Origin of the sequence: Rhodococcus sp. Ni2, assembly GCF_021352185.1 — a bacterium.
Lineage (GTDB): Bacteria > Actinomycetota > Actinomycetes > Mycobacteriales > Mycobacteriaceae > Rhodococcus_F > Rhodococcus_F qingshengii.
Genome location: NZ_WOXZ01000003.1, coordinates 340,303 through 363,168, shown reverse-complemented (window position 1 = coordinate 363,168; position 22,866 = coordinate 340,303). Strand labels below are relative to the sequence as shown.

At 64.0% G+C, this 22,866-nt stretch carries 22 protein-coding genes and 1 riboswitch; of the genes, 7 read left to right on the top strand and 15 right to left on the bottom strand.

Annotation, left to right across the window (positions count from 1 at the left end; translation table 11 throughout):
* Positions 1-10: 10 nt before the first annotated feature.
* Positions 11-955 carry a phytoene/squalene synthase family protein gene (locus tag GN300_RS28220; protein ID WP_007730072.1) on the top strand — a complete coding sequence of 315 codons (945 nt, stop codon included), beginning with the start codon at positions 11-13 and terminating at the stop codon, positions 953-955.
* Positions 956-975: 20 nt separating this feature from the next.
* On the opposite strand, the gene GN300_RS28215 is transcribed toward GN300_RS28220, so the two are convergent.
* A complete protein-coding gene (locus tag GN300_RS28215) occupies positions 976-1,344 on the bottom strand; it encodes an Rv2175c family DNA-binding protein (RefSeq protein ID WP_003941747.1) in 369 nt (122 codons plus the stop codon).
* Positions 1,345-1,662: 318 nt separating this feature from the next.
* Between GN300_RS28215 and pknB the strand changes: the two genes are divergently transcribed.
* The gene (pknB, locus tag GN300_RS28210; protein ID WP_082845757.1) at positions 1,663-3,726 is read left to right on the top strand and encodes a Stk1 family PASTA domain-containing Ser/Thr kinase; all 2,064 of its coding nucleotides are present in this window, start codon (positions 1,663-1,665) and stop codon (positions 3,724-3,726) included.
* Between the two features lie 27 nt (positions 3,727-3,753).
* Entirely contained in the window at positions 3,754-4,182 is a 429-nt protein-coding gene (locus tag GN300_RS28205) for a protein-tyrosine phosphatase family protein (RefSeq protein ID WP_003941706.1), read from the top strand.
* A gap of 83 nt (positions 4,183-4,265) precedes the next feature.
* On the opposite strand, the gene GN300_RS28200 is transcribed toward GN300_RS28205, so the two are convergent.
* The 8 genes from GN300_RS28200 to GN300_RS28165 form a co-directional block, all read right to left on the bottom strand.
* Positions 4,266-5,651 carry a class II 3-deoxy-7-phosphoheptulonate synthase gene (locus GN300_RS28200; RefSeq protein WP_007730070.1) on the bottom strand — a complete coding sequence of 462 codons (1,386 nt, stop codon included), beginning with the start codon at positions 5,649-5,651 and terminating at the stop codon, positions 4,266-4,268.
* A 90-nt stretch (positions 5,652-5,741) separates the two neighbouring features.
* Positions 5,742-6,233, bottom strand: coding sequence for a polyadenylate-specific 3'-exoribonuclease AS (locus tag GN300_RS28195; RefSeq protein ID WP_003941683.1), 492 nt, complete (start codon positions 6,231-6,233; stop codon positions 5,742-5,744).
* Positions 6,234-6,299: 66 nt separating this feature from the next.
* Complete coding sequence (locus GN300_RS28190; RefSeq protein ID WP_029538272.1) at positions 6,300-7,106, bottom strand: 1-acyl-sn-glycerol-3-phosphate acyltransferase; 807 nt, start codon at positions 7,104-7,106, stop codon at positions 6,300-6,302.
* Positions 7,107-7,200: 94 nt separating this feature from the next.
* Complete coding sequence (locus tag GN300_RS28185; protein WP_020969875.1) at positions 7,201-8,241, bottom strand: ROK family protein; 1,041 nt, start codon at positions 8,239-8,241, stop codon at positions 7,201-7,203.
* Between the two features lie 124 nt (positions 8,242-8,365).
* Positions 8,366-8,761, bottom strand: coding sequence for a hypothetical protein (locus GN300_RS28180; protein WP_007730069.1), 396 nt, complete (start codon positions 8,759-8,761; stop codon positions 8,366-8,368).
* Complete coding sequence (locus GN300_RS28175) at positions 8,758-10,008, bottom strand: ArsA family ATPase (RefSeq protein ID WP_063316156.1); 1,251 nt, start codon at positions 10,006-10,008, stop codon at positions 8,758-8,760. The genes GN300_RS28180 and GN300_RS28175 overlap by 4 nt, the downstream gene beginning before the upstream one ends.
* A complete protein-coding gene (locus GN300_RS28170; protein WP_003941701.1) occupies positions 10,009-10,446 on the bottom strand; it encodes an SRPBCC family protein in 438 nt (145 codons plus the stop codon). It abuts the gene before it with no gap.
* A 63-nt stretch (positions 10,447-10,509) separates the two neighbouring features.
* Positions 10,510-10,896, bottom strand: a complete 387-nt coding sequence (locus GN300_RS28165; protein WP_003941776.1) for a hypothetical protein — start codon at positions 10,894-10,896, stop codon at positions 10,510-10,512.
* Between the two features lie 159 nt (positions 10,897-11,055).
* Here GN300_RS28165 and GN300_RS28160 point away from each other — a divergent pair, with 159 nt between their 5' ends.
* The gene (locus GN300_RS28160; protein WP_003941777.1) at positions 11,056-12,867 is read left to right on the top strand and encodes a long-chain fatty acid--CoA ligase; all 1,812 of its coding nucleotides are present in this window, start codon (positions 11,056-11,058) and stop codon (positions 12,865-12,867) included.
* Between the two features lie 96 nt (positions 12,868-12,963).
* Here the strand turns inward: GN300_RS28160 and GN300_RS28155 are convergent, their stop codons facing one another.
* From GN300_RS28155 to GN300_RS28140, 4 genes are all read right to left on the bottom strand, one after another.
* Positions 12,964-14,091: a glycosyltransferase family 4 protein gene (locus tag GN300_RS28155; RefSeq protein WP_063316157.1), complete on the bottom strand. Its 1,128-nt coding sequence runs from the start codon at positions 14,089-14,091 to the stop codon at positions 12,964-12,966.
* A gap of 78 nt (positions 14,092-14,169) precedes the next feature.
* The gene (locus GN300_RS28150) at positions 14,170-15,528 is read right to left on the bottom strand and encodes a peptidase MA family metallohydrolase (RefSeq protein WP_223304499.1); all 1,359 of its coding nucleotides are present in this window, start codon (positions 15,526-15,528) and stop codon (positions 14,170-14,172) included.
* 74 nt (positions 15,529-15,602) lie between these two features.
* Positions 15,603-16,655 (bottom strand): C40 family peptidase, encoded by a 1,053-nt coding sequence (locus GN300_RS28145; RefSeq protein WP_003941704.1) that lies wholly within the window; start codon positions 16,653-16,655, stop codon positions 15,603-15,605.
* Positions 16,656-16,979: 324 nt separating this feature from the next.
* Positions 16,980-17,537, bottom strand: coding sequence for a C40 family peptidase (locus tag GN300_RS28140; RefSeq protein ID WP_063316158.1), 558 nt, complete (start codon positions 17,535-17,537; stop codon positions 16,980-16,982).
* A 14-nt stretch (positions 17,538-17,551) separates the two neighbouring features.
* Positions 17,552-17,730, bottom strand: a riboswitch (cyclic di-AMP (ydaO/yuaA leader).
* A gap of 522 nt (positions 17,731-18,252) precedes the next feature.
* Between GN300_RS28140 and GN300_RS28135 the strand changes: the two genes are divergently transcribed.
* Together GN300_RS28135 and GN300_RS28130 are read left to right on the top strand one after the other, a co-directional pair.
* Positions 18,253-20,013 carry a DEDD exonuclease domain-containing protein gene (locus tag GN300_RS28135; protein ID WP_167349886.1) on the top strand — a complete coding sequence of 587 codons (1,761 nt, stop codon included), beginning with the start codon at positions 18,253-18,255 and terminating at the stop codon, positions 20,011-20,013.
* Between the two features lie 78 nt (positions 20,014-20,091).
* Positions 20,092-20,367: an Lrp/AsnC family transcriptional regulator gene (locus GN300_RS28130; RefSeq protein WP_003941677.1), complete on the top strand. Its 276-nt coding sequence runs from the start codon at positions 20,092-20,094 to the stop codon at positions 20,365-20,367.
* Between the two features lie 8 nt (positions 20,368-20,375).
* Here the strand turns inward: GN300_RS28130 and trpD are convergent, their stop codons facing one another.
* Together trpD and GN300_RS28120 are read right to left on the bottom strand one after the other, a co-directional pair.
* Positions 20,376-21,467 (bottom strand): anthranilate phosphoribosyltransferase, encoded by a 1,092-nt coding sequence (trpD, locus tag GN300_RS28125; protein WP_003941751.1) that lies wholly within the window; start codon positions 21,465-21,467, stop codon positions 20,376-20,378.
* Between the two features lie 139 nt (positions 21,468-21,606).
* On the bottom strand, positions 21,607-22,095 hold the full coding sequence (locus GN300_RS28120) for a hypothetical protein (protein WP_063316282.1): 489 nt from the start codon (positions 22,093-22,095) through the stop codon (positions 21,607-21,609).
* Between the two features lie 127 nt (positions 22,096-22,222).
* On the opposite strand from GN300_RS28120, the gene GN300_RS28115 reads away from it, so the two are divergent.
* Positions 22,223-22,834 carry a heme-copper oxidase subunit III gene (locus GN300_RS28115; protein WP_007730060.1) on the top strand — a complete coding sequence of 204 codons (612 nt, stop codon included), beginning with the start codon at positions 22,223-22,225 and terminating at the stop codon, positions 22,832-22,834.
* The last annotated feature ends 32 nt before the right edge of the window (positions 22,835-22,866 follow it).

The window sequence follows — 22,866 nt, the reverse complement described above, 5'->3', positions numbered from 1 at the left end:
TCCGCGTGTCATGAACGCACTGCCTGCGTCCTATGAATTCTGCGAGGACGTGACGAGGGAACACGGCCGAACGTACTTTCTGGCCACCCGGTTGTTGCCCGTACCTCGACGCCGCGCAGTTCACGCGCTCTACGCATTTGCTCGCGTCGTCGACGACATCGTGGACGAACCCTCGGGTCCGCATGAACGAGGCACGGTGCTCGCCGACGTCGAACGTGCAGCCGTCAACGCACTCGACAACCCCACTGCGACAGGTGGCTTCCCGTCGACGGTTCCCCTCGACCTGACACGCGTACTCCCGGCCTTCGCGGATGCTGTGAAGACGTTCGACATCCCGCGCGCATATTTCGACGCCTTCTTCGAGTCCATGCGGATGGACGCCCCCGACACGGCGAAGTTTCGACCCGTTTACAACACGATGGACGAACTCAGCGAGTACATGTACGGCTCTGCCGTCGTCATCGGTTTGCAGATGCTCCCGATTCTCGGAGTGAGCGTTCCGCAGCAGGAAGCGGTAGTGCCCGCGTCGAATCTCGGTGAGGCGTTTCAGCTGACCAACTTCATCCGCGACGTCGGTGAAGACCTCGACCGGGGACGTCTGTATCTACCGGCGGGCGAGTTCGCCGCATTCGGGGTCGACATCGAGATGCTCGAGCACGGGCGCAGAACCGGAACGGTGGACGTTCGGGTCAAGCGCGCGCTGGCACACTTCATTGCCGTGACGCGGGGGCGGTATCGGTCTGCCGAATCTGGCATCCCGATGCTCGATCGGCGGGTCCAGCCGTCGATCCGCACGGCTTTCGTGTTGTACGGAGCAATTCTCGACCAGGTCGAGCGCGCCGACTTCCGGATACTGCATCGACGTGTGTCCGTTCCAGGACGCACGCGACTTCGAGTCGCTGCGCCGGGTCTGGTCCGGTCGGCAACCTACGCGGCGAAAAACCGCATGCGGTGAGTTGTCAGAAGGCCGGCAGCTCAGAAAGCCATGGCCTGTGCGCGGCGGATGACCTCACGCGCGAGATCACCATGCAGTGCGTCCACCGGGCGCCCCGGCAGGGAATCGTCGGCCAGGAACAACCAGCGGAGGATTTCGACATCGGTGTAGCCGCCGTCGTGCAGCACCGCCAGCAGACCGGGCAGCCACTTGACGATCTGGCCGTCCTCGCCGAAGAACACTTCGGGGACACCGAGAACGCCATGCCGCTTGACTGCGATGATCTTGTGATCGCGAAGCAACTGGTGAACCTTGCTCACCGGCAACCCGACGTTCTTCGCCACATCCACCAGCTGGAACAGGGAAACCGAAGAATCCAGGACATCATCACAATAAGGAATCGCGCTCACCGCGAGAAGTTTATCCGGTCCGGCGAGCCCGCTGTGTACCGCCCGGTGCAGTGCTCGAAACTGCCGCTCCGCTCAGGTCACAGCGCTCTGTGACGTTCTCGAGACTTCCGCGTCGGTATCGCTGGCTACGATGGACGGGATGCGGCGTATCAGTAACCGGGATTTCGCGGTGGATGTAAATGGGTGCCCTCACTGCGGGAGCCAGTACGCGGTAAACAACCACCCACATGCCGACAGCTACCACCTAGACCGCAAGCAGACAGATCACAAGCACGCAGATCGCAAGCACGGAGGAACAGTCATTACGGAGGTCGAGGGTTGATCGGCGAAATGCTCGAGCGCCGCTATCGAGTGGACGCACCGATCGCGCGCGGCGGTATGTCGACCGTGTATCGAGGCCTCGATACACGGTTGGATCGACCTGTCGCGATCAAGGTGATGGACCCGCAATTCGCCGGCGATCCAGCGTTCCTGACTCGTTTCGAGTTCGAGGCCCGGGCCGTGGCCCGACTCAAGCATCCGGCCCTTGTGGCCGTCTACGACCAAGGCAGCGATCGCAATCACGTGTTCCTCGTGATGGAACTCGTCGACGGTGGCACCTTGCGTGAACTCCTTCGTGAGCGCGGACCGATGCCGCCACACGCAGTCGCTGCAGTCGTGGCACCTGTCCTGGACGCGTTGGCGGTGGCGCATCGAGCGGGACTGGTTCACCGTGACGTCAAACCCGAGAACATCTTGATCTCGGACACCGGCGAAGTGAAGATCGCCGACTTCGGATTGGTGCGTGCAGCTGCGGCAGCAACCACCACCTCCAACAGCGTGATCCTCGGCACCGCGGCCTATCTGTCGCCGGAACAGGTGACGTCAGGAATTGCCGACACTCGAAGCGACGTCTACTCGACCGGTGTGTTGATGTTCGAACTTCTCACCGGTACAACACCGTTCACCGGCGATACGTCACTCTCCATCGCCTACCAACGCATCCACGACGATGTCCCGCGCCCAGGTTCACGTATCCCCGGTGTACCGGCGCAGTTCGATCGTCTGGTCGCCGAAGCCACTCACCGCGAGCCCGCACATCGTTTCGCCGACGCCGGTGAGATGGCAGCTGCACTTCGCAGTGTGAGCGAGCAACTGGAACTTCCGTCATACCGCGTTCCCGCTCCGCGTCGAAGCGCCCAGCACCAGAGCGCGCAAGTTGCCCCGGCCCGGCCACAACCGGCGCCCGCGCCTCCCACGGAGGTACATCCGAACTCTGCTGCGCGCCCGAACCCTGCTGCCACGACGGTATTGGCGTCCGGCGTGGCCCCGGCTGTGGCAGCCACCACGGCGCTCGGCACGGGCTCTCCTCCCCCTGGCGGTATCCAGCACACTCGCGCGGTCACCGCACAAACTGCTCGTCCGGCGACGGTCGACGGTGACTCGGATTTCGACGACGGTTCCGATTTCGGCGACGACCACCCGGGGCACGACGATCCGCATGCTCATTTTGTCGAGGCACGTCGTAAATCGCGACGAGCCACCCTGATCTGGCTGCTCGTCATCGCGGTCCTCGCGCTCGCGTTGGGCTTCGGCGGATGGTGGATGGGATCGGGCCGCTATACAGCCGTTCCCTCGATCGACGGGCTGACCAAGGACACTGCGGTCACCGCTCTGCAGGACGCCGGGCTCTCCCCCGACGTCCAGGGTCAGTACTCCGACGCCCAACCCATCGACACGGTGATCGGGACAGACCCGGCCTCCGGCTCGAGGGTCACCAAAGGCTCGACCGTGGCGTTACTGACTTCGCTCGGGCGTCCGACTGTCCCGCCCATTCCGGCCGGCGGCGACGTCTCGGCCCTGGTCGCACAACTCGCCGACCGCACTCTCGTCGCGGTCGACGGCGGGGACACATTCAGCTCCAAGATCCCGATCGGCGGCGTGGCCGCGCTCGACCCGGCACCGGGAACCGAAGTTGCCGTGGGCTCCTCGGTCAAGGTCATCACATCCAAAGGGTCACCGCCCGTGGACATTCCCGATGTGAAGGGCATGTCCGAGAACGCTGCGCGCGCCGCCCTCGACAAGGTAGGCATCTCAGTCAGCACCACCAGAACAACGTTCGACGACGCCGTCGAGGGCGGTAGCGTAATCGGCACCGATCCCGCAGTCGGGTCCTCCGTCAACGCCGGCACCTCCGTGGTTCTCCTCATCTCCGACTCCGTCAAGGTTCCCTCGCTGATCGGCCGCTCCGTCTCCTCAGCACGCGAAGAACTCGGCCGCCTCGGCCTCGAGATCACCGTGCGTCAGCTCACCCAGAACGACAGCTCGGTCATCATCAGCCAGAGCGTCAAGAACGACCTCGTTGCCAAGGGCACCGACATCAGCGTCGTCGCAATTCCCTGACAGTCCGCTTCGGCCTAATCTGAATTCATGGCCACGTGGGAACCCGAGAGCATTGGGATACTCGACTTGCCGTCGGGGAGATCGATTCGGGGTCGAGGACTCCGCAATCCACTTCCTTCCGGACCTCTCCCCACCTTCGGCGTCTATCTGACCGGTAAAGAACCTCCCGACACCGAGTGGGAGTCGGAGTGGGTCCGCTGGCGAGATTTCTGGTTGCCGAGCGATCCCGATGCGCTGCGCAGGGCCCTGCACGAAGTGTGGGTGCGCTCGGAAACCGAAAGAGTCGAGATCGCGTGCGGTGGTGGATACGGCCGCACCGGAACAGCGTTGGCCGCTCTTGCCGTCATGGACGGAGTGCCCAGTAAGGACGCCACCGCGTACGTTCGCGCGCGTTACTCACCTCGCGCCGTCGAAATGCCCTGGCAGCGCCGATTCGTCACACGATTCACGCAATAGCGAACGCCCCCACCTGCGCGAGCGGGTGAGGGCGTTTGCCGGAAATCAATGCCGGCGCGAATCAGCTTCGGCGAAGCAAGGTTTCAGCCTCGCAGCATCTCGGCCACGAGGAACGCGAGCTCCAACGACTGTTGGGTGTTCAATCGGGGGTCGCACGCCGTCTCGTAGCGACCGCCGAGATCGAGGTCGGAGATGTCCTGCGCGCCGCCGAGGCACTCGGTGACGTTCTCACCGGTCAGCTCGACGTGGATGCCACCCGGATGCGTGCCGAGACCGTTGTGGACCTCGAAGAATCCCTGAACCTCGTCGACGATGCGGTCGAAGTGGCGCGTCTTGTACCCGGTGGAGGCTTCGTGGGTGTTGCCGTGCATCGGATCGCACTGCCAGATGACCTGGTGACCGGTGGCTTGGACCTTCTCGATGATCGCCGGCAGCAGGTCGCGGACCTTGCCGTTGCCCATGCGCGAGATCAGAGTCAGACGACCTGGCTTGTTGGTGGGGTCGAGACGCTCGACGTATTCCACCGCCATTTCCGGCGTCGTGCTCGGGCCGATCTTGAGGCCGATCGGGTTGGACACCAACTCGGCGAAGGCGATGTGCGCGCCGTCGAGCTGACGAGTGCGGTCACCGATCCAGAGGAAGTGAGCCGACAGGTCGTAGAGCTTGGGGTGATCGCTGTCGTTGTCGAGACGCAGCATCGCGCGCTCGTAGTCGAGAACCAGGGCCTCGTGGCTGGCAAAGATCTGTGCCTGGTGCAGGCTCGGATCGGTGACGCCACACGCGTTCATGAACTGCAGGCCGCGGTCGATCTCGGCTGCCAGTTGCTCGTAGCGTGCGCCCGCGGGAGACGCTGCGACGAATTCGCGGTTCCAATCGTGCACCTTGTGCAGGTCGGCCATGCCGGCGCCGGTGAGTGCGCGAACCAGGTTCATCGCGGCGCTGGCGTTGGCGTATGCACGCACCAGTCGCGAAGGATCGTGGGCGCGGACTGCCTCGTCGGCGACGAGCGAGTTGATCATGTCGCCGCGGTAGGACTTCAGACCCAACGAGTCGATGTCGGCCGAGCGCGGTTTGGCGTACTGGCCGGCGATGCGAGCGACCTTGACGACCGGCATCGAGGAACCGTAGGTGAGCACGACGGCCATCTGCAGCAACGTGCGGATGTTTCCCTTGATGTGCGGCTCGGTGTTGTCCGCGAAGGTCTCGGCGCAGTCACCGCCCTGGAGCAGAAATGCCTCACCACGCGCGACCTGCGCGAGACGCTCTTGCAGCGCCTCGACTTCGCTGGCCACCGTGATGGGAGGCACGCTCTCGAGCACAGTCCGCATGGCGGCCGCCTGGTCAGCGGGCCACGAGGGCTGCTGAGCAGCGGGCTTCGCGAGCGCCTCGTCGAGCTGCTTACGCAGTCCGGCAGGCAGCGGCGGGAGTTCGGGCAAGCGGTCGATCGGCACGTCGACAGTCCAGTTCACCTCTACAGGATATTCGCTCGCTCGTCGGCGCGTCACACAGGCTCTCGATCGCAGCCCAATCGGAACACTTCCCGCGCACCGAAACCTGGGTCAGCGAAGTGACCGTGCAGCCGAAATGGCGTCGAACTTCACGAGGTTGTGCCTGGCGTCGGCAAGTGCGTCGTGTGCGTCGGCGGGCGCCGACGGGAGGGCAGGACTGCCGTTGTCTTCCCAGAACTGTCGGAGTTCGCGGGTGTACCGCGGCATCGACTGCGGTAGTTCCGTCATGTCGCCCCACAACTGGCACAGCGCGACGTGGTCGTAGGCGGCGACCCACGCCCAGAGCTCCGGAACCACCATCGGCCGCGGAACGAAGAATTTCAGAAGATCGTCGCGGATCTTCTCGCGTGATTTCCACAGCGGCGACGAAGGCTGCGGCAACTTCGGCAGCACGTTCTTGCGCACCCAACTACCGGCACGGGCGGGATCGAACTCCGTCGAAACCGCGTAGTACTCTCGGCCGTCCTCACAGACAACGCCGATGGACACGAGATCGATGGTTCGACCGTCTTCGATGAATTCACAGTCGTAGAAGTAGCGCACGTCCGAAAACTATGCCGCACGCGCAGGCTCTGGAGCCAATGCGCGTGCGGCCGGTGTGGGAAATCTCTAGCTGGCTTGTGCGTCCGGGAGCGAATCCTTGTCGGTCTTCGCGGATTCCTTCGACTCGGCCGAGGCCACGAGATCGACAACCGACTCGCCGCCTTCCGCCGGAACGTCGACGGCAGCTTCGGGTTTCGTGGGCGCCTGGTTCTTGAGGCTTGCCGCGTAGATGTCCACGTACTCCTGGCCGGAGAGTTTCATCAACTTGTACATCACCTCGTCGGTCACAGCGCGCTCGACGAAGCGGTTTCCGCCCATGCCTTCGAAGCGGGAGAAATCGATGGGTTCGCCGACGATCACGGTGACCTTGGCGGGACGCCACATCCGTGAGCCGATCGGATTCATCTTGTCGGTGCCGACCATCGCTACCGGGATCACCTTGACGCCCGATTCAAGTGCGAGGCGCGCCATTCCGGTCTTGCCCTTGTAGAGGCGACCGTCAGGCGAGCGCGTCCCCTCGGGGTAGATACCCAGCAGGCTGCCCGAACCGAGGACCTTGAGACCGGCGTTGAGTGCATCCTGCGCCGCGTCTGCACCGGTTCGGTCGATGGGGACCTGACCGACCGCGGTGAAGAACCACTTCTGGAAAGCGCCCTTCAGACCGGAACCGGTGAAGTACTCACTCTTGGCAAGGAACGTGATGCGGCGGTTGACGCGAAGCGGAAGGTAGAACGAGTCCAGAACCGCCTGGTGATTGCTGGCCAGAATGGCCGCCCCGTCAGTCGGAATGTTCTCGTGACCCTTGACCGTCGGACGCCCGAGCAGCCAGAGAATCGGCCCCAGCAACACATACTTGAAGAGCCAATACCACACGGCGTCCCTCCCATTCACAGCTGAATTTCGCTGAGTACGACCTTACTGCCGACCGGTAACCCCCGCTACACACGCCCCTGCAGGATCGACCCGATCACAGTCCGGCAGACGTGGTTCCAGCGCCGTCGACCCCACCGAGATCCTGAGGCACTACCGATCGGGCCAAAGCGGCGGCGCCGACCATGCCCGCAGCTTCGCCCAGCTGAGCGGAACGGATGCGGGCCAGTGGGCGGTGCTTCGCCCCGGTCAACAATGTCGCGTATTGCTCGCGGGCGTCGTCGAGAAACAGTGGGGCAGAACTCGCGACGCCGCCGGCGATCACGACCAGATCGGGATCGTAGACGTCACCGACCATGGCCAGACCCACGGCCAGCCAACGGGTGAACTCGGCGATCGTTGCCAGCGCGAGTGGGTCACCGTCCTGCGCGGCGTTGGCGATCCGGCGACCGGTGAGCGAACCAGGATCCACCGCTACCTCGCGCGCCAGGACCGTCGACGCGGCCGGGTCGGCGGCAAGCAGTTCGATTGCCGTGTCGACGAGCGCCGTTCCGCTGCAATAGCGCTCCCAACACCCACGTTTGCCACACGCGCACTGACGCCCGCCCGGAACGACCTGGATGTGGCCCAGTTCGGGGGCGACGCCGTGACTCCCCCGGTACAGCTCACCGTTGATCAGCAGCGCACCACCGATGCCGGTCCCGATTGCCACCATCACGACATTGCGGCCACCTGCGGCCGCGCCGAATCGATGCTCCGCGAAAGCCGCCGCATTGGCGTCGTGTTCGAGAACGACCGGCAAGCCGAGCCGCTTGCTCAAGTCACTTCCGACCGGCGCGTCCACCCACGGCAAGTGCGGAGCGAACCGAACCGAGCTTCGATCGGAGGTGATGAAGCCGGCGACCGCCAACCCCACGGCCGATACCTCGTGCCTGGTGACCAATTCGCGCACGACGCGATCGAGACCGTCTTCGAGTGCCCTGGCCGACTGCGGGGTCGGGGCTTGAATCATCTCGAGCACTTGTCCGTCGACGTCCACGACGGAGGCCCTGATACTCGTCCCGCCGACGTCGATGCCGACCGTCAAGATGTCGTCCATGGTGGAGTCGGAGACCGCTTTCAAGCGGCGCGCGCTCATCGCGACGATTCCCGCGCGAGCGGCGTCCGCTGGAGTGCGCACCCTGAATCGGTGCCTCGTGCGTCGGTGACCATTGTGTCGATTGTGCTCATCTCGGGCCGTTCGCTCTACCCGGGGTACTGAGTCAGTCCTTGACCGTCACGTTGATCGGGACAAATGCCGCCGTGCGAGTTCGCTCCGCACCTGGCGTCGTCGGACCGCCTTCGGGTCCACGATCGGGGCCTGACGGCCCCCCGAGAAACTCGTCGAGAATCTCACGAAGCAACGCAAGGAATGCTGCTGCTTGACCCGCGAGGAATGCCAACAGTTCGTGGTGCTCACCGCGAACCAGTGCGGCGAGGGCGCACACCGGACACCAGCTGCAGCCGGTGAACACCGGCTGCGTGTCCGTGGACGCCGAGTCACTCGCAACGTCGGCCGTCGCTGCTGCAGCCTTCTGCAGCACCGGTTCCAGGCGCGTCAGAACGGTTTCCGCCAGCGCGCGAAACTCCGCGACGAGGCGCTCGTGCTCTTCGCTCATACCGGCCACACCGCGGGATCCGGGCTGAACCGGATGATCAGGTAACTGCCGTCCAACTCCGCCCCGTTCACGACACAACGACGCAGCACCGACGCCAAACGAACTCTGCGTCGTACGCCGTCTGCTCCCACCAGCACATCGTCCTCCACCCGGCCCAACGACAACGACGACGGATCCACGAGCGGAAGGTACATCCGCATCACGTACACCGAATCGACTCCGGTCCCGGACTCCAACGACACCACGATGTTGTCCGCGGTACCGACGGTGCCCGAATCCGTGCCCGTTCCACCCTCGAACGTGGCCGCGATCTCGCCCAGAGCGGCCAACCCTACCGGTTCGGCGCAAGCGCGTTCGACCGTTGTGACGGACATTCCATCGGCTGATCCACGCAGTTCGTCCACGACGAGTGCCTGAGCCGCCCGGATCGACGCGAGCCACTGCGCCGCCGGTGAATCGTCGACACCCTTCCCGGCGGACGAGTTGAACTGCGGGACAAGGTTGTTGACCACAATCCCGTCAACTCGCAACCCGGCCAGAGCCAGCCCGGACAACGTCCGACGAGTCGCCGCGACCGACACGCCGTCGGCCGACGTCACCACACGCACGCCGGTGTTCTCCCGATCCGAGAGGTGAACCGCGATCCGATCCACCGACGCGAGCACGCGTTCGACGACGGACACGAGCAGGAGCAGCCGCATGTCCGTACCTGTCACAGCGACCATCCGCCTGTGCCGCGGCCACAATCGCTCGAGATACTCCGACACCATCGACGGCGAGCCGAGTATCCGCAGCGCTTCGGCTGCGGCCGGACAGTCCACGATCACGAGGTCGTAGTCGCCGCTGTCCGAGAAGTCGACGATCTCGGCGAGCCCGAGCATGTCTTGGATGCCCAGGGATCCCGTCAACTCTTCCGGTTCCAAGCCCTCGAACGACGAACCGTGTTCGTGATCTCCCGCTCCGAAAGTTCCTGCAGCGTCGATCAACCCCGACAATCCTCGGAACTTGTCCTCGAGGAGCGCTGACGTGTCGAGTTGCCGGACGTCGAGACGCTCGGTGAGAGATGTGGTCGTTCGCGGATTCGGCACGCCCAGGACGTCTGCAAGAGAACCTGCCTGATCGATCGACACGAGCAGCACTCTCGCCCCATCGGTCGCAGCCGACACAGCAGTCGCTGCGGCAAGCGTCGTCGTGCCTACTCCGCCTTTACCGACGAACAGTTGGACGCGCGATCGTTGCTCCGGCACTCAGCCCTCGACTCGCTTCTTCAGTTCCTTCAGAGCTGTGTCGGTGATGATCTTCTCGGCCTTGCGCTTGAACAGTCCGATCATCGGAATCGTCAGGTCGACCGTCAACTCGTAGGTGACCGACGTGGTGCCGTTCGGGCCGGGCTCGAGGGTGTACGAACCGAATTGGGACTTCTGAATCTCGCCCGAGATCAGCTCCCAACTCACCGCCATACCGTCCGGTGCCCACGAATACTGCAGTTCGTAGGTGTCCTTCACCATCCCCGCGTCGAGGACGAAACGTACTCGGTCCGCGCGGCCGCCCTGTCCCGGCGCCGTCACCTCGACGGACTTCGCCGCGGCCACCCACTCGGGGTACCGCTCGAAATCGGCGATGACGTCCATCACGGCGTCGGCAGGAGCGTCGATGCTGATCAACCCCTTGGTCTTCTCGGCCATACGACTGCGCTACCTTCCTTCGTCAAAAGTCCAGAACCTGCACAGCGTGCAGTGCTTCGATTATCAGTCCGGTGCTACTCCGGCGGCACGTCCCGCTTCGAGTTCGCGCTTGAGCTGGAACGACATGACCTTGCCATCGACCCGACGCTTGCGGTTCATCCCGGCGAGGTCGAGGGTCGCCAGATCGGACGGCGATACGCCGACCGGCTCACAGTGCAGGAAGTAGTGCGCGATCGTCCCGTCCATGACCGGTTCGAGCCACACCTCCATGGTGCCGACCAGCTGACCTGACACTCCCCAACGGAATCCTGCGGGACCGCGATCTTCCCGGACTTCGAGCTCGAGATCACTGAACCAGCGACGCCACTGCGCGCGCGAGGACAACAGTTCGGCGACCCGCTCGGGCGGGGCGGCGATGAAAGTCTGGTCTGCGACCTGAATGCTGCTCACCGAAGTAGCTTCACATATCGCGTCCGCGAAGCGTCGAGGGGTGTCGCAACACTACATACCGGACAGACTGTAAGCCTGGCCACAACTGCGTCGGACATGCGACTACAGTAGGAGACGAAAACCCTACTCGTCAGTATTTCGCAGTGTCGGAGGTATTTCGTGCCTGAGTTCAGCGCACCCCAGACGTTCACCATTCCCGAGGATGCCTCCGCGGTCGACTCGGTCTTCGCCTTCGCGAAGACGAAGCCGGCGGCGGTTGTCTACAAGCGCAAAGTCGGAAATGCATGGGTCGATGTCACTGCAGGCGATTTCGCCGCTCAGGTGACTGCCGTCGCCAAGGGCCTGATCGCGATCGGAGTCGAGCAGGGCGATCGCGTCGGCCTCATGTCGGCGACTCGCTTCGAATGGCCGCTCGTCGACTACGCCATCTGGGCGGCCGGCGGCGTGACGGTTCCGATCTACGAAACCTCCGCAGCCGAGCAGGTTCGCTGGATTCTCGAGGACTCCGAAGCAATCGACCTCATCGTCGAGAACGACGCACATGCCGCGACCGTGAAGGACGTCGCTGCAGCCGCACCCGCGCTGCGCACGGTCTACCAGATCGATGCCGCGGCGGGCGGTAAGGGTGTCGTCGAGGAATTGACCGCACTGGGCGCCGACATCTCTGACGAGGACGTCCACGCCCGCGTCGCGGCACTGAAGGCATCCGATCCCGCGACCCTGATCTACACGTCGGGCACCACGGGCCGACCCAAGGGCTGCCAGCTGACGCACTCCAACCTGATTGCCGAGTCGAAGGGCATCCTCGACTCCAACCTCGGCACGCTGCTCAAGACTCCTGGCGTCCGCACGCTGATGTTCTTGCCGCTCGCGCACGTTCTCGCTCGCGCAGTCAGCATCGCGTCGTTCGACGCCGGTGCAGCGCTGGGGCACACGAGTGACATCCCGAACCTCGTTCCGACGTTCGGCGAGTTCAAGCCCGACTTCATCCTCTCGGTGCCGCGCGTGTTCGAGAAGGTCTACAACAGCGCACGCGCCAAGGCGCACGGCGACGGCAAGGGAAAGATCTTCGACGCGGCCGCAGACACCGCCGTCGCGTGGAGCGAGGCGCAGGACAAGGGCGGCGCCGGCATCGTTCTCAAGGCCAAGCACGCTCTCTTCGACAAGCTCGTGTACTCGAAGCTGCGCGCAGCGCTCGGCGGGCAGTGCCAGCTGGCCATTTCCGGTGGTGCACCTCTGGGCGCTCGACTCGGCCACTTCTTCCGCGGTATCGGCGTCACGATCTACGAGGGCTACGGACTGACCGAAACCACCGCGGCCTTCGCCGTCAACACCATCGGCGCACAGAAGGTCGGCTCTGTCGGAAAGCCGTTGGCCGGCAACTCCGTTCGTATCGCAGAAGACGGCGAAATCCTCCTCTCGGGACCGGTGGTCTTCACCGGCTACTGGCGCAACGAGAAGGCCACCGCCGAGTCGATCGAGAACGGCTGGTTCCACACCGGCGACCTCGGCACCGTCGACAAGGACGGCTACATCACCATCACCGGCCGCAAGAAGGAAATCATCGTCACGGCAGGCGGCAAGAACGTCTCCCCCGCTCAGCTCGAGGATTCCCTTCGCGCGCACCCGCTGATCAGCCAGGCCATCGTGGTCGGCGACCAGAAGCCTTTCATCGGCGCCCTCATCACCATCGACGCCGAAGCTCTCCCCGCCTGGAACGAGCGCAACAACAAGGCCGCAGGAACCACAGCGGCCGACCTGGTTTCGGACGGCGAACTGGTCGGCGAAATCCAGGACGCCATCGACGAGGCCAACAAGCTCGTCTCACACGCCGAGGCGATCAAGAAGTTCCGCATTCTTCCGGTCGACTTCTCCGAGGACACAGGCGAACTCACGCCCACGATGAAGCTCAAGCGCAACGTCGTGCACGAGAGCTTTGCCGCCGACATCGAAAAGATCTACGCCAAGTAGTCTTTCGCCGATCAGTCCTCTGCCGACACGAACGTGCCGACATGAACGGCCCGCACCGAATTCGGTGCGGGCCGTTCGCGTTCGAGTCCCGTTTGCTCAGCCGAGGAGATTACGCAGTTTCGAAGCGAGCGTGTCCCACTTCCAGTCTTCGGCAACCCATGCCCGGCCGGCTGCTCCCATCGCGGCCGCGCGATCACGATCGGACAGCACCTCGATCACGGATTCGGCGACGTCGCGAACAGAGGTGCCGTCGACCACGAGCCCGGTCTTGTTCTGCTGCACCGTTTCCGGAGCGCCACCACTGCGCCCGGCGATGACCGGCACACCGGTAGCCGAGGCCTCGAGGTAGACGATTCCCAGTCCTTCGACGTCCAATCCGGCGCCTCGGGTACGGCACGGCATGGCGAACACGTCGGCGATCGTGTGGTGCGCCGCCAACTCTGCGGCGGGCACCGTGCCCGTGAAGACGACGTGATCGTCCATCCCGGTCTTACGCACCAATTGGCGGAGATGGTCCTCGTACGGCCCACCTCCGACGATCACCAGTACCGCCCCGTCAATGCTCTTGCGTACGGTCGGCAGCGCCTTGATGAGCATGTCCTGCCCCTTGCGTGGCACGAGCCGCGACAGGCACAGGATCGTGGGCCGCTCGCCCAGCCCGTATCGCTTACGCAGTTCCGCGCGGGCGACCGAGTCCGGGTGGAACACTGACGTGTCCACTCCGGAAGGAAGGTGCTCGAGCGCCGCTTGCGGGCCGAAGGCCGCCGAGAACCGCCCACGGGTGTATTTGCTGACGAACGTCACCGCATCGGTGTGGTCACCGATCACACGCAACGACTGCCGCGCACCGGGAATCATCGACCATCCGACCTCGTGGCCGTGAGTACTCGCGATCACTCGGCTCGCTCCGGCACGTCGAACAACCGGCGCCAACAACGCCAACGGCGCTGCCGCACCGAACCAGACCGACTCGCAGTCGTGCTTCTTGACCAACTTCGCGGCTCGACGAGCGACAAAAGGCGACGGCAGCATCAGCGTCGTCGGGTGCCGAACAACCTCGAAAGGCTGTGCCGCATCGAACTTCTTGTGCGAGTCGCCCCGCCACCGCGGTGCGTACACCACCAACTTGTCCGGCGGCAGATGCCCGGCGAACGTGTGGAGATAGGACTGGATACCTCCGGGGCGAGGAGGAAAATCGTTGGTCACCAAGAGGGTCCGGCGCATCCGTCCACCGTAGGGCACTCGGTGCTTCAAACGTGCGAAGGGCACCTCGCCGCTGCAATCGACCCAGCCGCGAACCGCTCAGCCCAGATGGCTGTTGGTCCAGTCGACCCATCCGGCTCGCAGTTCCTCGGTTCCGACGCCAACGACCGCTCGGATCCGCGAATCGAGGTCTTCGGCAGTCATCTTTCCGGAGGCGAGAGCGCGAAAGAGGTCGGTCAGCTTTGCTTCTCCGAATCGATCGGCGATATACGCGTTGATCGACCACGCCGATTCGTACGCCAGTGAACTCACGACCGGTACACCGCTGAACTGCGTGTCGTCCGGAAACTCGGTCGGAGTATCGCCGGAGCGTACCGCTGCCGCCAGAGTCGGCGCGATCTCACCCCAGGCCCGCGAGGATCCACGGTTTCCCGCGTATTCGGCAAACCCTTCCAATACCCACATCGGCGACCCGTCACGGGTTTTCGATCGGGCGGCTATGTGCATCAGTTCGTGGCGCAACACCGTTCGCCTGGTGATGTCGGTCAACCTCGAAGCCGCGGCAGGCGAGAAGACCACTCGCTGGCCACTCACGTCGGATGACCCGTCCGCCGTCGCATCCGCGACCGACACTGCGGCAATCGAAGCGCCGTCGTGATGGGAGCCGACCAGTGCGGTGAATTCCTCAGCGGACCCCGCCACCATGAGCACCGCGCGCTCGGACCACCACGGCCCCCACAACTGCGTCGTGTTCTCGATGGCTGAGTCCACATCGGCAGCCAAAGCGTCGACGAACGCCTGCTGACCCGGGTGGCCGATCACCAGCGCGTTACCCGCAGAATTCTCGGCGACGGCAAGCGGGCCGAAGTCCCAGGGGCCGTTCCAGGATTCGCCCGCCGTTCGGGCGCCGTCCAGTCCGACGATCGACCCGTCCGCAAGAACCGACCACTGATCGCCGCGTTTCGCGAGCGTCATGGACACTGCCTTGCGCGTGGGCAATGCGTCGACGCCGTCGAGGGCGTACCGCAACAGAACTTGCGCATTCCATACTTCGACGTCTCCGCCCGGCGCACCGGTTCGCGGCGCCGGAGTCAGGCCGCCGCTGGGAATCTCGTATCCCCAGTCGGAGAATTCAAGCGCTCCCGCAGCAGTGGCTCGTCGAACTTCCGCCTCGAGCACACCGGGTGCGGCGGCACTGTCGACGAACTTCGCCAGCCCCGACGGATCGTCGGACATCTGAGCCGCGGCCCATGCATCGAGAAAGCTCTGGACTTGAGCGCTGCGTTCCGCGTCCTGTTCGGCGGCGGCATTTTCGTCGGAATCGGACCTGTTCGTCAGGAAGATCGTCAGGCCCAGAACGAGCACCACGGCTACACCGAGCGCCACGAGGGCCGGATACTCCCAACGGCGTGGTCGATCTGCGCCGACGTCGGGCGTCGTCATCGGTTCAGTCGGCACGGTGCCGAGTGTAGGAGAACTCGACTCGACGCTTCACGGCGGCTGGCCACACGCCGCTCGGGCGCAGCAAGCCGTCAGTAACGACGCGCAGTGGAGAACTCCATGCCTGCCATCGACTGGACCTTCACCGGTACGCCGAACGTCGACGCATGCAGAATGTTTCCGTCGCCGGCGTAGATGCCGACATGCGAGTTGTCGCTGTAGAAAGTCACGACGTCGCCGGGCTGTAGTTGGTCCCTCGACACCGGTACACCGCCCTGCGCCTGCGCTTGGCTCGATCGCGGCAGAGTCTTTCCGATCTGCTTGTAGGCCCACACCACCAGACCTGAGCAGTCGAACTCGTTCGGGCCGGTCGCGCCCCAGACGTACGGGTCACCGATCCGCGTGAGGCCTGCCTGCAGAGCAGCAGCACCCGAGCCAGGGGTCAAGTTAGCCAGAATTTTGCTGAGATCGACGTCCGGCGGGAAAGGCGTACCGCTCAGTTGGTTACGTTCGTCGTCGGTGAGATTCTGGAAGGCTTTGGTCACGTCGGCGATCTGCGTCTGCAGTTCACTCTGCTTGCGCTGCAAATCGTCACTGAGCGCGCGGGCTTGATCGGCGGCGGTTCGCGCTTCTTCGGCCGATCGCTTCGACGCTTCCGAGGCGGCACGCGCATCGGCAGTGGCTTGGTTGAACTGAGAGACCTGTACTGCCGCGTCGTTGGAAATCACGTCGAGCGCAGACATCTGGTCGAGCAACTGCTGCGGCGAGTCGCTCACCATCAACGCAAAGAGGCGATTGGTTCGCGCACCCTGGTAATTCGCTGTGGCAATACGGTTTACCGCCGGAGCGAACTCGGCGACGCGCGCCGAAGCCGCGTCGAGAAGACCCTGATCGGCTGCCGATCGCACGTCCGCATCATTCGCGACTGCCAGCTTCGCGTCGAGGTCGATCTGCGCGTTGTGCAGCGCTTCGTTGGTCTGCTCGGAAACCCGGGAGAGTTCACCGAGCTTGTCGAGCGCCTCGGTGGGGTTGGTGATGACGGGGTCGGCACCGGCCTGCATCGAAGGCCCTGCAACGAGTCCGAACGCCAGCACTCCCACTGTCAATGCGGCCCGTACTCGACTGTTGTTTTTCGATGAAACCACGGAATGCAACTCTCCGTCTCGGTGAAGCGACGCCGACCGGGACCGGTCGACGATCTGTTAGCTGGCTGTCAACTATCCACAGTACCTGTCTCGGCCGCGCAATGTCTCGATAAGGTTACGGAACGGCATACGTTTGTGTCTACTCGCCGGTAGGCGTGTCGGGGTGAAGTACCGGGCGAATTGTCGCGAAACGAAAATGTGGGCCCCGAATCGAAGATTCGAGGCCCACATTCGAAGATCCGGAGCTCCCCCGAGCTCCGCCGCATCACAGCGGCGGATCGTTCCGACTGCCTACCGGAGACAGCCGTCGAGCGTGTTCAGAAATCAGTAACGGCGAGCGCCGTCGTACGGCATCGAGGACACCGGAGCGAGCTTCACGGGCTGACCAGCGGTCGACGCGTGGATGACATTGCCGTTACCGGCGTAGATGCCCGAATGCGATCCGCCGTAGAAGGAGATCACGTCGCCGACCTGAAGATCGGACTGTGCGACGGCAACGCCGGCTGCAGCCTGGTCGTAGCTCGTGCGAGGCAGGTTGAGACCGGCCTGCTTGTATGCCCACTGAACGAGACCGGAGCAGTCGAATGCGTCCGGGCCGGCTGCGCCGTACACGTACGGGGAGCCCAGCTTGCTCTCTGCGGCGCGAACTGCCTGCTCACCAGCACTGGAGATGGGAGCGGCCGGTGCAGCCGGTGCGATGTCGGTGATGCCCGGAATGACCGGCAACTGAGGAATAGAAACGCCCGGAACCTCGAACGTGCCGACGCCGGGGATGGTGATGGGGTCTGCCGAGGCAGGTGCAGCGGTTGCAGCGAATGCTCCGACTGCGAGCGCGCCGGCTACTGCCAACTGCGCTGAACGCTTGAAACTCTGTGACGCCACTTAAGGGGTGCTCCATTTCTTCCATTCATCCGCCGACCGAGTTAGCTGACGGGTTCGGGCTGGGAAGATCAGCCCTACCCGCGTGGTCTGCAGCGATCCTGCGTGCTGCACCCCAGGCGGGATTCACCCCAGTGGAAACTTGGGTTCCCGGTTCGGGTTCCTCGCGGAGATCCCGATTAGGCGGTTCCTGACGATGCCGGTCCTGTTTGGTCCGGCAAGACTTCGTTAGGTCTCAGGAAGGTTACGAAATGATCGCGACGATGTCGACCGCTTCGTGACAATCGCGCCCGATTCGCCGGAAATCGTGGTGCCGCGCCCGCGATACGCCCGGCGGGTCACGGGGAGATAACAACAGGTCGGTTCGGCGACCCACTCCAGGCCGTCAAACCCGCGCCCGCTACCCACTGCCAAGGCTCACCAAACCCGACAATCCGATCTTCCATGCAGTTCAACGATGATTACTTGAAACTAGAACTTGTTCCGGTCACGGACGCGGTTTCAGCCGTCGACAGACGCACCGAAGACCCCCTCGACTCGCCCTACTCACAAGTAGGCGCGCGTCCACATTCGCGAGTTCCCACCGCAAGTGTGATCCTCGTCTCTCCTACTTTTGTCGGGCGTTCATCGACCGATTTCGCAACGGAAGTCCGTGCGGGTCGGATTCCGTGTCTGCACTCTCGAATTCGTGTCGGGGGGTACTTCTACTGTCTGCGGTGTGAGTCCCGCCTCGGCCCGAGAATTTCCGTCTCCGCCCCCGTTCTCCGACGGGGAGAAGTTCGACGTCGGGCGGCAACTGAGCTTCGACGAACTGGACACACCGCTGAGCGAGACAACATTTGTCGTCGTCGACCTCGAGACCACAGGGGGCAGCGCCGACCAGGACTCCATCACCGAGATCGGCGCCGTCAAGATCCGCGGCGGCGAGGTACTGGGCGAAATGGCAACACTCGTCGACCCCGGCCGGTCGATTCCGCCCTACATAGTCGAACTGACCGGAATCACCACGGCCATGCTGATCGGCGCACCTCCCATCGAACGTGTCCTGCCTGCATTTCTCGAGTTCGCCGAGGGCGCGGTGCTGGTGGCACACAACGCGCCGTTCGACATCGGTTTCCTCAAAGCAGCGGCGTCACGCAGCGCGCGCCCGTGGCCTGCGTTCCGTGTCCTGTGCACCGTCAAACTCGCCCGGCGCGTACTCACACGCGACGAAGCACCTTCGGTGAAACTCTCCGCACTCGCCCATCTCTTCCAAGTGACCACCCAGCCGACGCACCGGGCTCTCGACGACGCGCGTGCGACCGTCGACGTCCTCCACGGACTGATCGACAGGGTCGGAAACCAGGGTGTCCACAGTTACAGCGAACTAGTCGACTACCTGCCCAACATTTCCTCGCATCAACGGGCCAAACGGTCCTTCGCCGCAAACCTGCCGCGAAGCCCCGGTGTCTACCTTTTCCGCGGTCCTTCCGACGAAGCCCTCTACATAGGAACTGCTACCGACCTTCGACGCCGCGTCCGCAACTACTTCACCGGTTCGGAGACCCGCGGCCGGATGAAGGAAATGGTCGCGCTGGCCACCCGCGTGGACCATGTCGAGTGCGCGCACGCTCTCGAAGCCGGGGTGCGTGAACTACGACTGCTGAGCGCGCATGCGCCGCCGTACAACCGTCGCTCCAAGTTTCCCAAGCGAGGTTGGTGGATCACCCTCACCGACGAGGCGTTTCCGAGACTGTCCGTGGTTCGCACGCCCACGGCCGATTCGATCGGCCCGTTCACCTCTCGCGCCGACGCAGTCGACGTCGCCGACACCGTCGCAGAGTTCAGTCGTCTGCGCACGTGTACCAAGCGTCTCGGACGCGGCGCCGTTCACGGCCCTGACTGCCCCGCTCGCGAACTGGGGGCGTGTCCAGCCTCCTGGACCCCGGAAATCAACGCAGAGGACTACGCGGCCGCCCCTGAGGCCGTGCGTGGATTCTTCCGAGGAACCAACGACGCTCCCCTCCAACAGATGCAGGCCCGGATCGACGAGCTGTCCGCACACGCGTTGTTCGAGAATGCTGCGCGTCTGCGTGACCGAACGGTCGCAGTCGCCACCGCAGTGCGGCGCACTCAGCGACTCGCCGCAGTCGCGGCGATCGAACAACTCGTTCTCGCCCGCCCCACCGGAGACGGCGGCTGGGAGCTGTCGGTGATCCGGTCCGGGCGTCTCGCGTCCGCCGGGCTCGCCAGACGTGGGACTCACCCGATGCCCGTCGTCGACGCCATCACCGCGGCGGCCGAAACCGTCCTACCGGACGACGCCCCGTTCCGCGGCGCGTCACCCGAAGAACTGGGACTGATCGCAAGGTGGCTCTCGTCGGACGGTGTCCGAATCGTGTCGGCGACATCCGGATACGTCGAACCTGTGAGCGGCGCCGGCAAGTGGGAAGCCTGGTGCCGACTCGCCCGAGCCGGAACCGAATCCGAACATCGATGACGTAACGGCGGGGCGGCACCCCTAAGCTCGATCGAAACCACCGGGTCATCACAACCCGCAGGGAAATCGAGGAGAGAAATGATCAACGCCATCGTCATGATTCACGCCGAGTCCGCTCGGATCCCGGAAACCGCGCAGGCCGTCGCCGACCTGTCCGGAGTGACCGAGGTCTACTCGTGCGCAGGTGACGTCGATTTGATCGCCATCGTGAAAGTGCGTGACCACGCCCAGATCGCCGACGTGGTCACCGGAGGAATCAACAAGGTGCCCGGCGTTCTCCGAACCGCCACACACATTGCGTTCCAGTCATTCTCCAGCGCAGACGTCGAGGCCGGTTTCTCGCTGGGTGAATAGCCCCTCGATCAGGCTTGGTCGGCCAGCTCGGCGGTGAGCGCCGCCCACTTGTGAAGCAGTTCAGCGCCCGCGCCGCTGTCGATCGCGGCAGCGGCTGCAGTCATCCCGGCAGAGATCGCACTCTCGAGATCGTCGCCGACACCGTTGAATGCCGCGATGGCTGCTCCCGCGTTCAGCAGGACCGCGTCCCGGACCGGCCCCTTCTGCCCGGAAAGCAGCGTTCTGGCGACGGTGGCGTTGATTTCGGCGTCGCCTCCACGCAACTCTTCGAGAGGAACGCGGTCGATTCCGAGGTCACGCGGATCCAGCGTGACAGTTCGCACACTTCCACCGCCGACGATGTGAACCGTCGACGTCGTCGATGTGGTCAGTTCGTCCAGTCCGTCGTCTCCCCGTACCACCAACGCCGAATTGCCGCGCTGCGCAAGGACTCCCGCGACGACCGAGATCAGTTTCGGAAATGCGCACCCGATCAGCCCGGCACGCGGACGAGCCGGATTGGTCAGTGGACCGAGCACGTTGAATGCCGTTGGAATGCCGATTTCCTTGCGAGGCACCGCCGCAAAGCGCAGTGCGGGATGGAAGACCGGCGCGAAACAAAAGCCGATGCCGACCTCTTCGACACACCTCGCAACCTGCTCCGGCCCGAGGTTGATGCGAACGCCGAGCGCCTCGAGCACGTCGGCGCCACCGCTCTTGGACGAAGCAGCGCGGTTGCCGTGCTTGACAACTCGCACACCGGACGCGGCAACCACGATCGAGGCCATCGTCGAGATGTTCACCGTGTTGGAGCGGTCACCACCCGTGCCGACGATGTCGACGACGTCGGAATCGACCGGCACGCGCCTGGAGTGTTCGAGCATCGCGGCGGCGAGCCCTTCCAACTCCGCGGGGGTTTCTCCCTTCATCTTCAGACCGACCCCGAAAGCAGCGATCTGAGCGGAGGTGGCGTTGTCCGACATGATCTCGCCCATAGCCCAGCGACTGTCGGCTTCCGACAAGTCACTGCCGTCCGTGAGCAAACCGAGAATCATCGGCCAGGACCGCACCACTGCACTCGAATCGACGTTCACGGCGTTGGATGCGTCGGTGCCGGCCATAGTGCCTTGGTCCCCTGTCGTTCAAGTGGGCTGGATTTCGAGCTGTCGTTTCGAGCTGTCGTTTCGCGCTGCCATTTTGTGCTGCCGATGACCCTCGCAGCCTAGTCAGTGAGGTAACGAGGAAACCGAATAGGGCCGCTCAGGACTTTCTGCGACCGCGTTTGGGCGGCGCCTCCACAAGTATCGGGGGCTGGAGCGCGTCCCACCCGGCGACCGAACCACCGAGTCGCTGCGCCAGACCGGCCATTCGTGACCGCTCCTGGGAGCAATGCAGGGCGTCAAGCACCTGGACACGCTCGAAGACGACGCGAACCGAATTCTCGACCACCGGAGTCACGTCCTCGGGCCGACCCACGCCTCGCACATATCCGTCCTGGGCGACGATGCTCTCGGCATCGGCTACCGAGCCCTCCGGGAGGTCGAGATGATGCCGCAGAACCACTTCGGACTCCGCCCTGAACTCCGGCTCGGTGGAGGCGGCACGTTCGAGAGCCGTCGAGCTCGCCTCGGCGTCGTCGAAGCCTTCGGCAACGACGACCAGATCCGACCGCCCTGCATCGAGCGGTGTCGGAATCTTCGTGCCGAAAATTCTCAGGAACCACGGTCTACTCTTGTGTGTAGCTGCCATCGCGCCAGCATATTCCGACCACGCCACCAGCGCGTTCGCCGCCCGATCCCGCGAACTCGAGCCGAGCGACGCGCCGATGGTGGACCCGAGTGGTCGTCTCTTACGACGAAGCGTCATACTTCTGTCTGTGACGAGCGCAGTAGGGACTTCAGGATCGGCAATCACCCAACGCGTGCACTCGCTGAACCGGCCGAATATGGTCAGCGTTGGCACCATCGTGTGGTTGTCAAGTGAGCTCATGTTCTTCGCAGGGCTCTTTGCCATGTACTTCGTGGCACGAGCTCAGGCGAACGGAAATTGGCCGCCGGAGCCAACCGAATTGAACCTTTATCTGGCCGTGCCGGTGACCTTGGTGCTTATCGCATCTTCGTTCACCTGCCAGATGGGTGTCTTCGCGGCTGAGCGTGGCGACGTCTTCGGACTTCGTCGCTGGTACACCATCACCTTGGTCATGGGGGCGTTCTTCGTCGCCGGCCAGGGTTACGAGTACTACCACCTCGTGCACGAGGGCACCACGATTTCGAGCAGCGTGTACGGCTCGGTGTTCTACATGACCACCGGCTTCCACGGTCTGCACGTCATCGGCGGTCTCATCGCCTTCGTCTTCTTGATCGCACGTACCCGGGTCAGCAAGTTCACGCCCGCCCAGGCCACCGCCGCGATCGTTGTTTCGTACTACTGGCACTTTGTCGACATCGTGTGGATCGCGCTGTTTGCCACGATTTATTTCATCCGTTAATCAGCTGTACGCCCCAGGCAGCCCCTGACGTC

What these genes read in the sequence shown, in the direction of transcription:
- GN300_RS28220 (WP_007730072.1), top strand. Translation starts at nt 11, where the DNA reads ATGAACGCACTGCCTGCGTCCTATGAATTCTGCGAGGACGTGACGAGG.
- GN300_RS28205 (WP_003941706.1), top strand. Translation starts at nt 3,754, where the DNA reads ATGGCCACGTGGGAACCCGAGAGCATTGGGATACTCGACTTGCCGTCG.
- GN300_RS28185 (WP_020969875.1), bottom strand. Translation starts at nt 8,241, where the DNA reads ATGAGCGCGCGCCGCTTGAAAGCGGTCTCCGACTCCACCATGGACGAC.
- GN300_RS28180 (WP_007730069.1), bottom strand. Translation starts at nt 8,761, where the DNA reads ATGAGCGAAGAGCACGAGCGCCTCGTCGCGGAGTTTCGCGCGCTGGCG.
- GN300_RS28170 (WP_003941701.1), bottom strand. Translation starts at nt 10,446, where the DNA reads ATGGCCGAGAAGACCAAGGGGTTGATCAGCATCGACGCTCCTGCCGAC.
- GN300_RS28155 (WP_063316157.1), bottom strand. Translation starts at nt 14,091, where the DNA reads ATGCGCCGGACCCTCTTGGTGACCAACGATTTTCCTCCTCGCCCCGGA.
- GN300_RS28130 (WP_003941677.1), top strand. Translation starts at nt 20,092, where the DNA reads ATGATCAACGCCATCGTCATGATTCACGCCGAGTCCGCTCGGATCCCG.
- trpD (WP_003941751.1), bottom strand. Translation starts at nt 21,467, where the DNA reads ATGGCCGGCACCGACGCATCCAACGCCGTGAACGTCGATTCGAGTGCA.
- GN300_RS28120 (WP_063316282.1), bottom strand. Translation starts at nt 22,095, where the DNA reads ATGGCAGCTACACACAAGAGTAGACCGTGGTTCCTGAGAATTTTCGGC.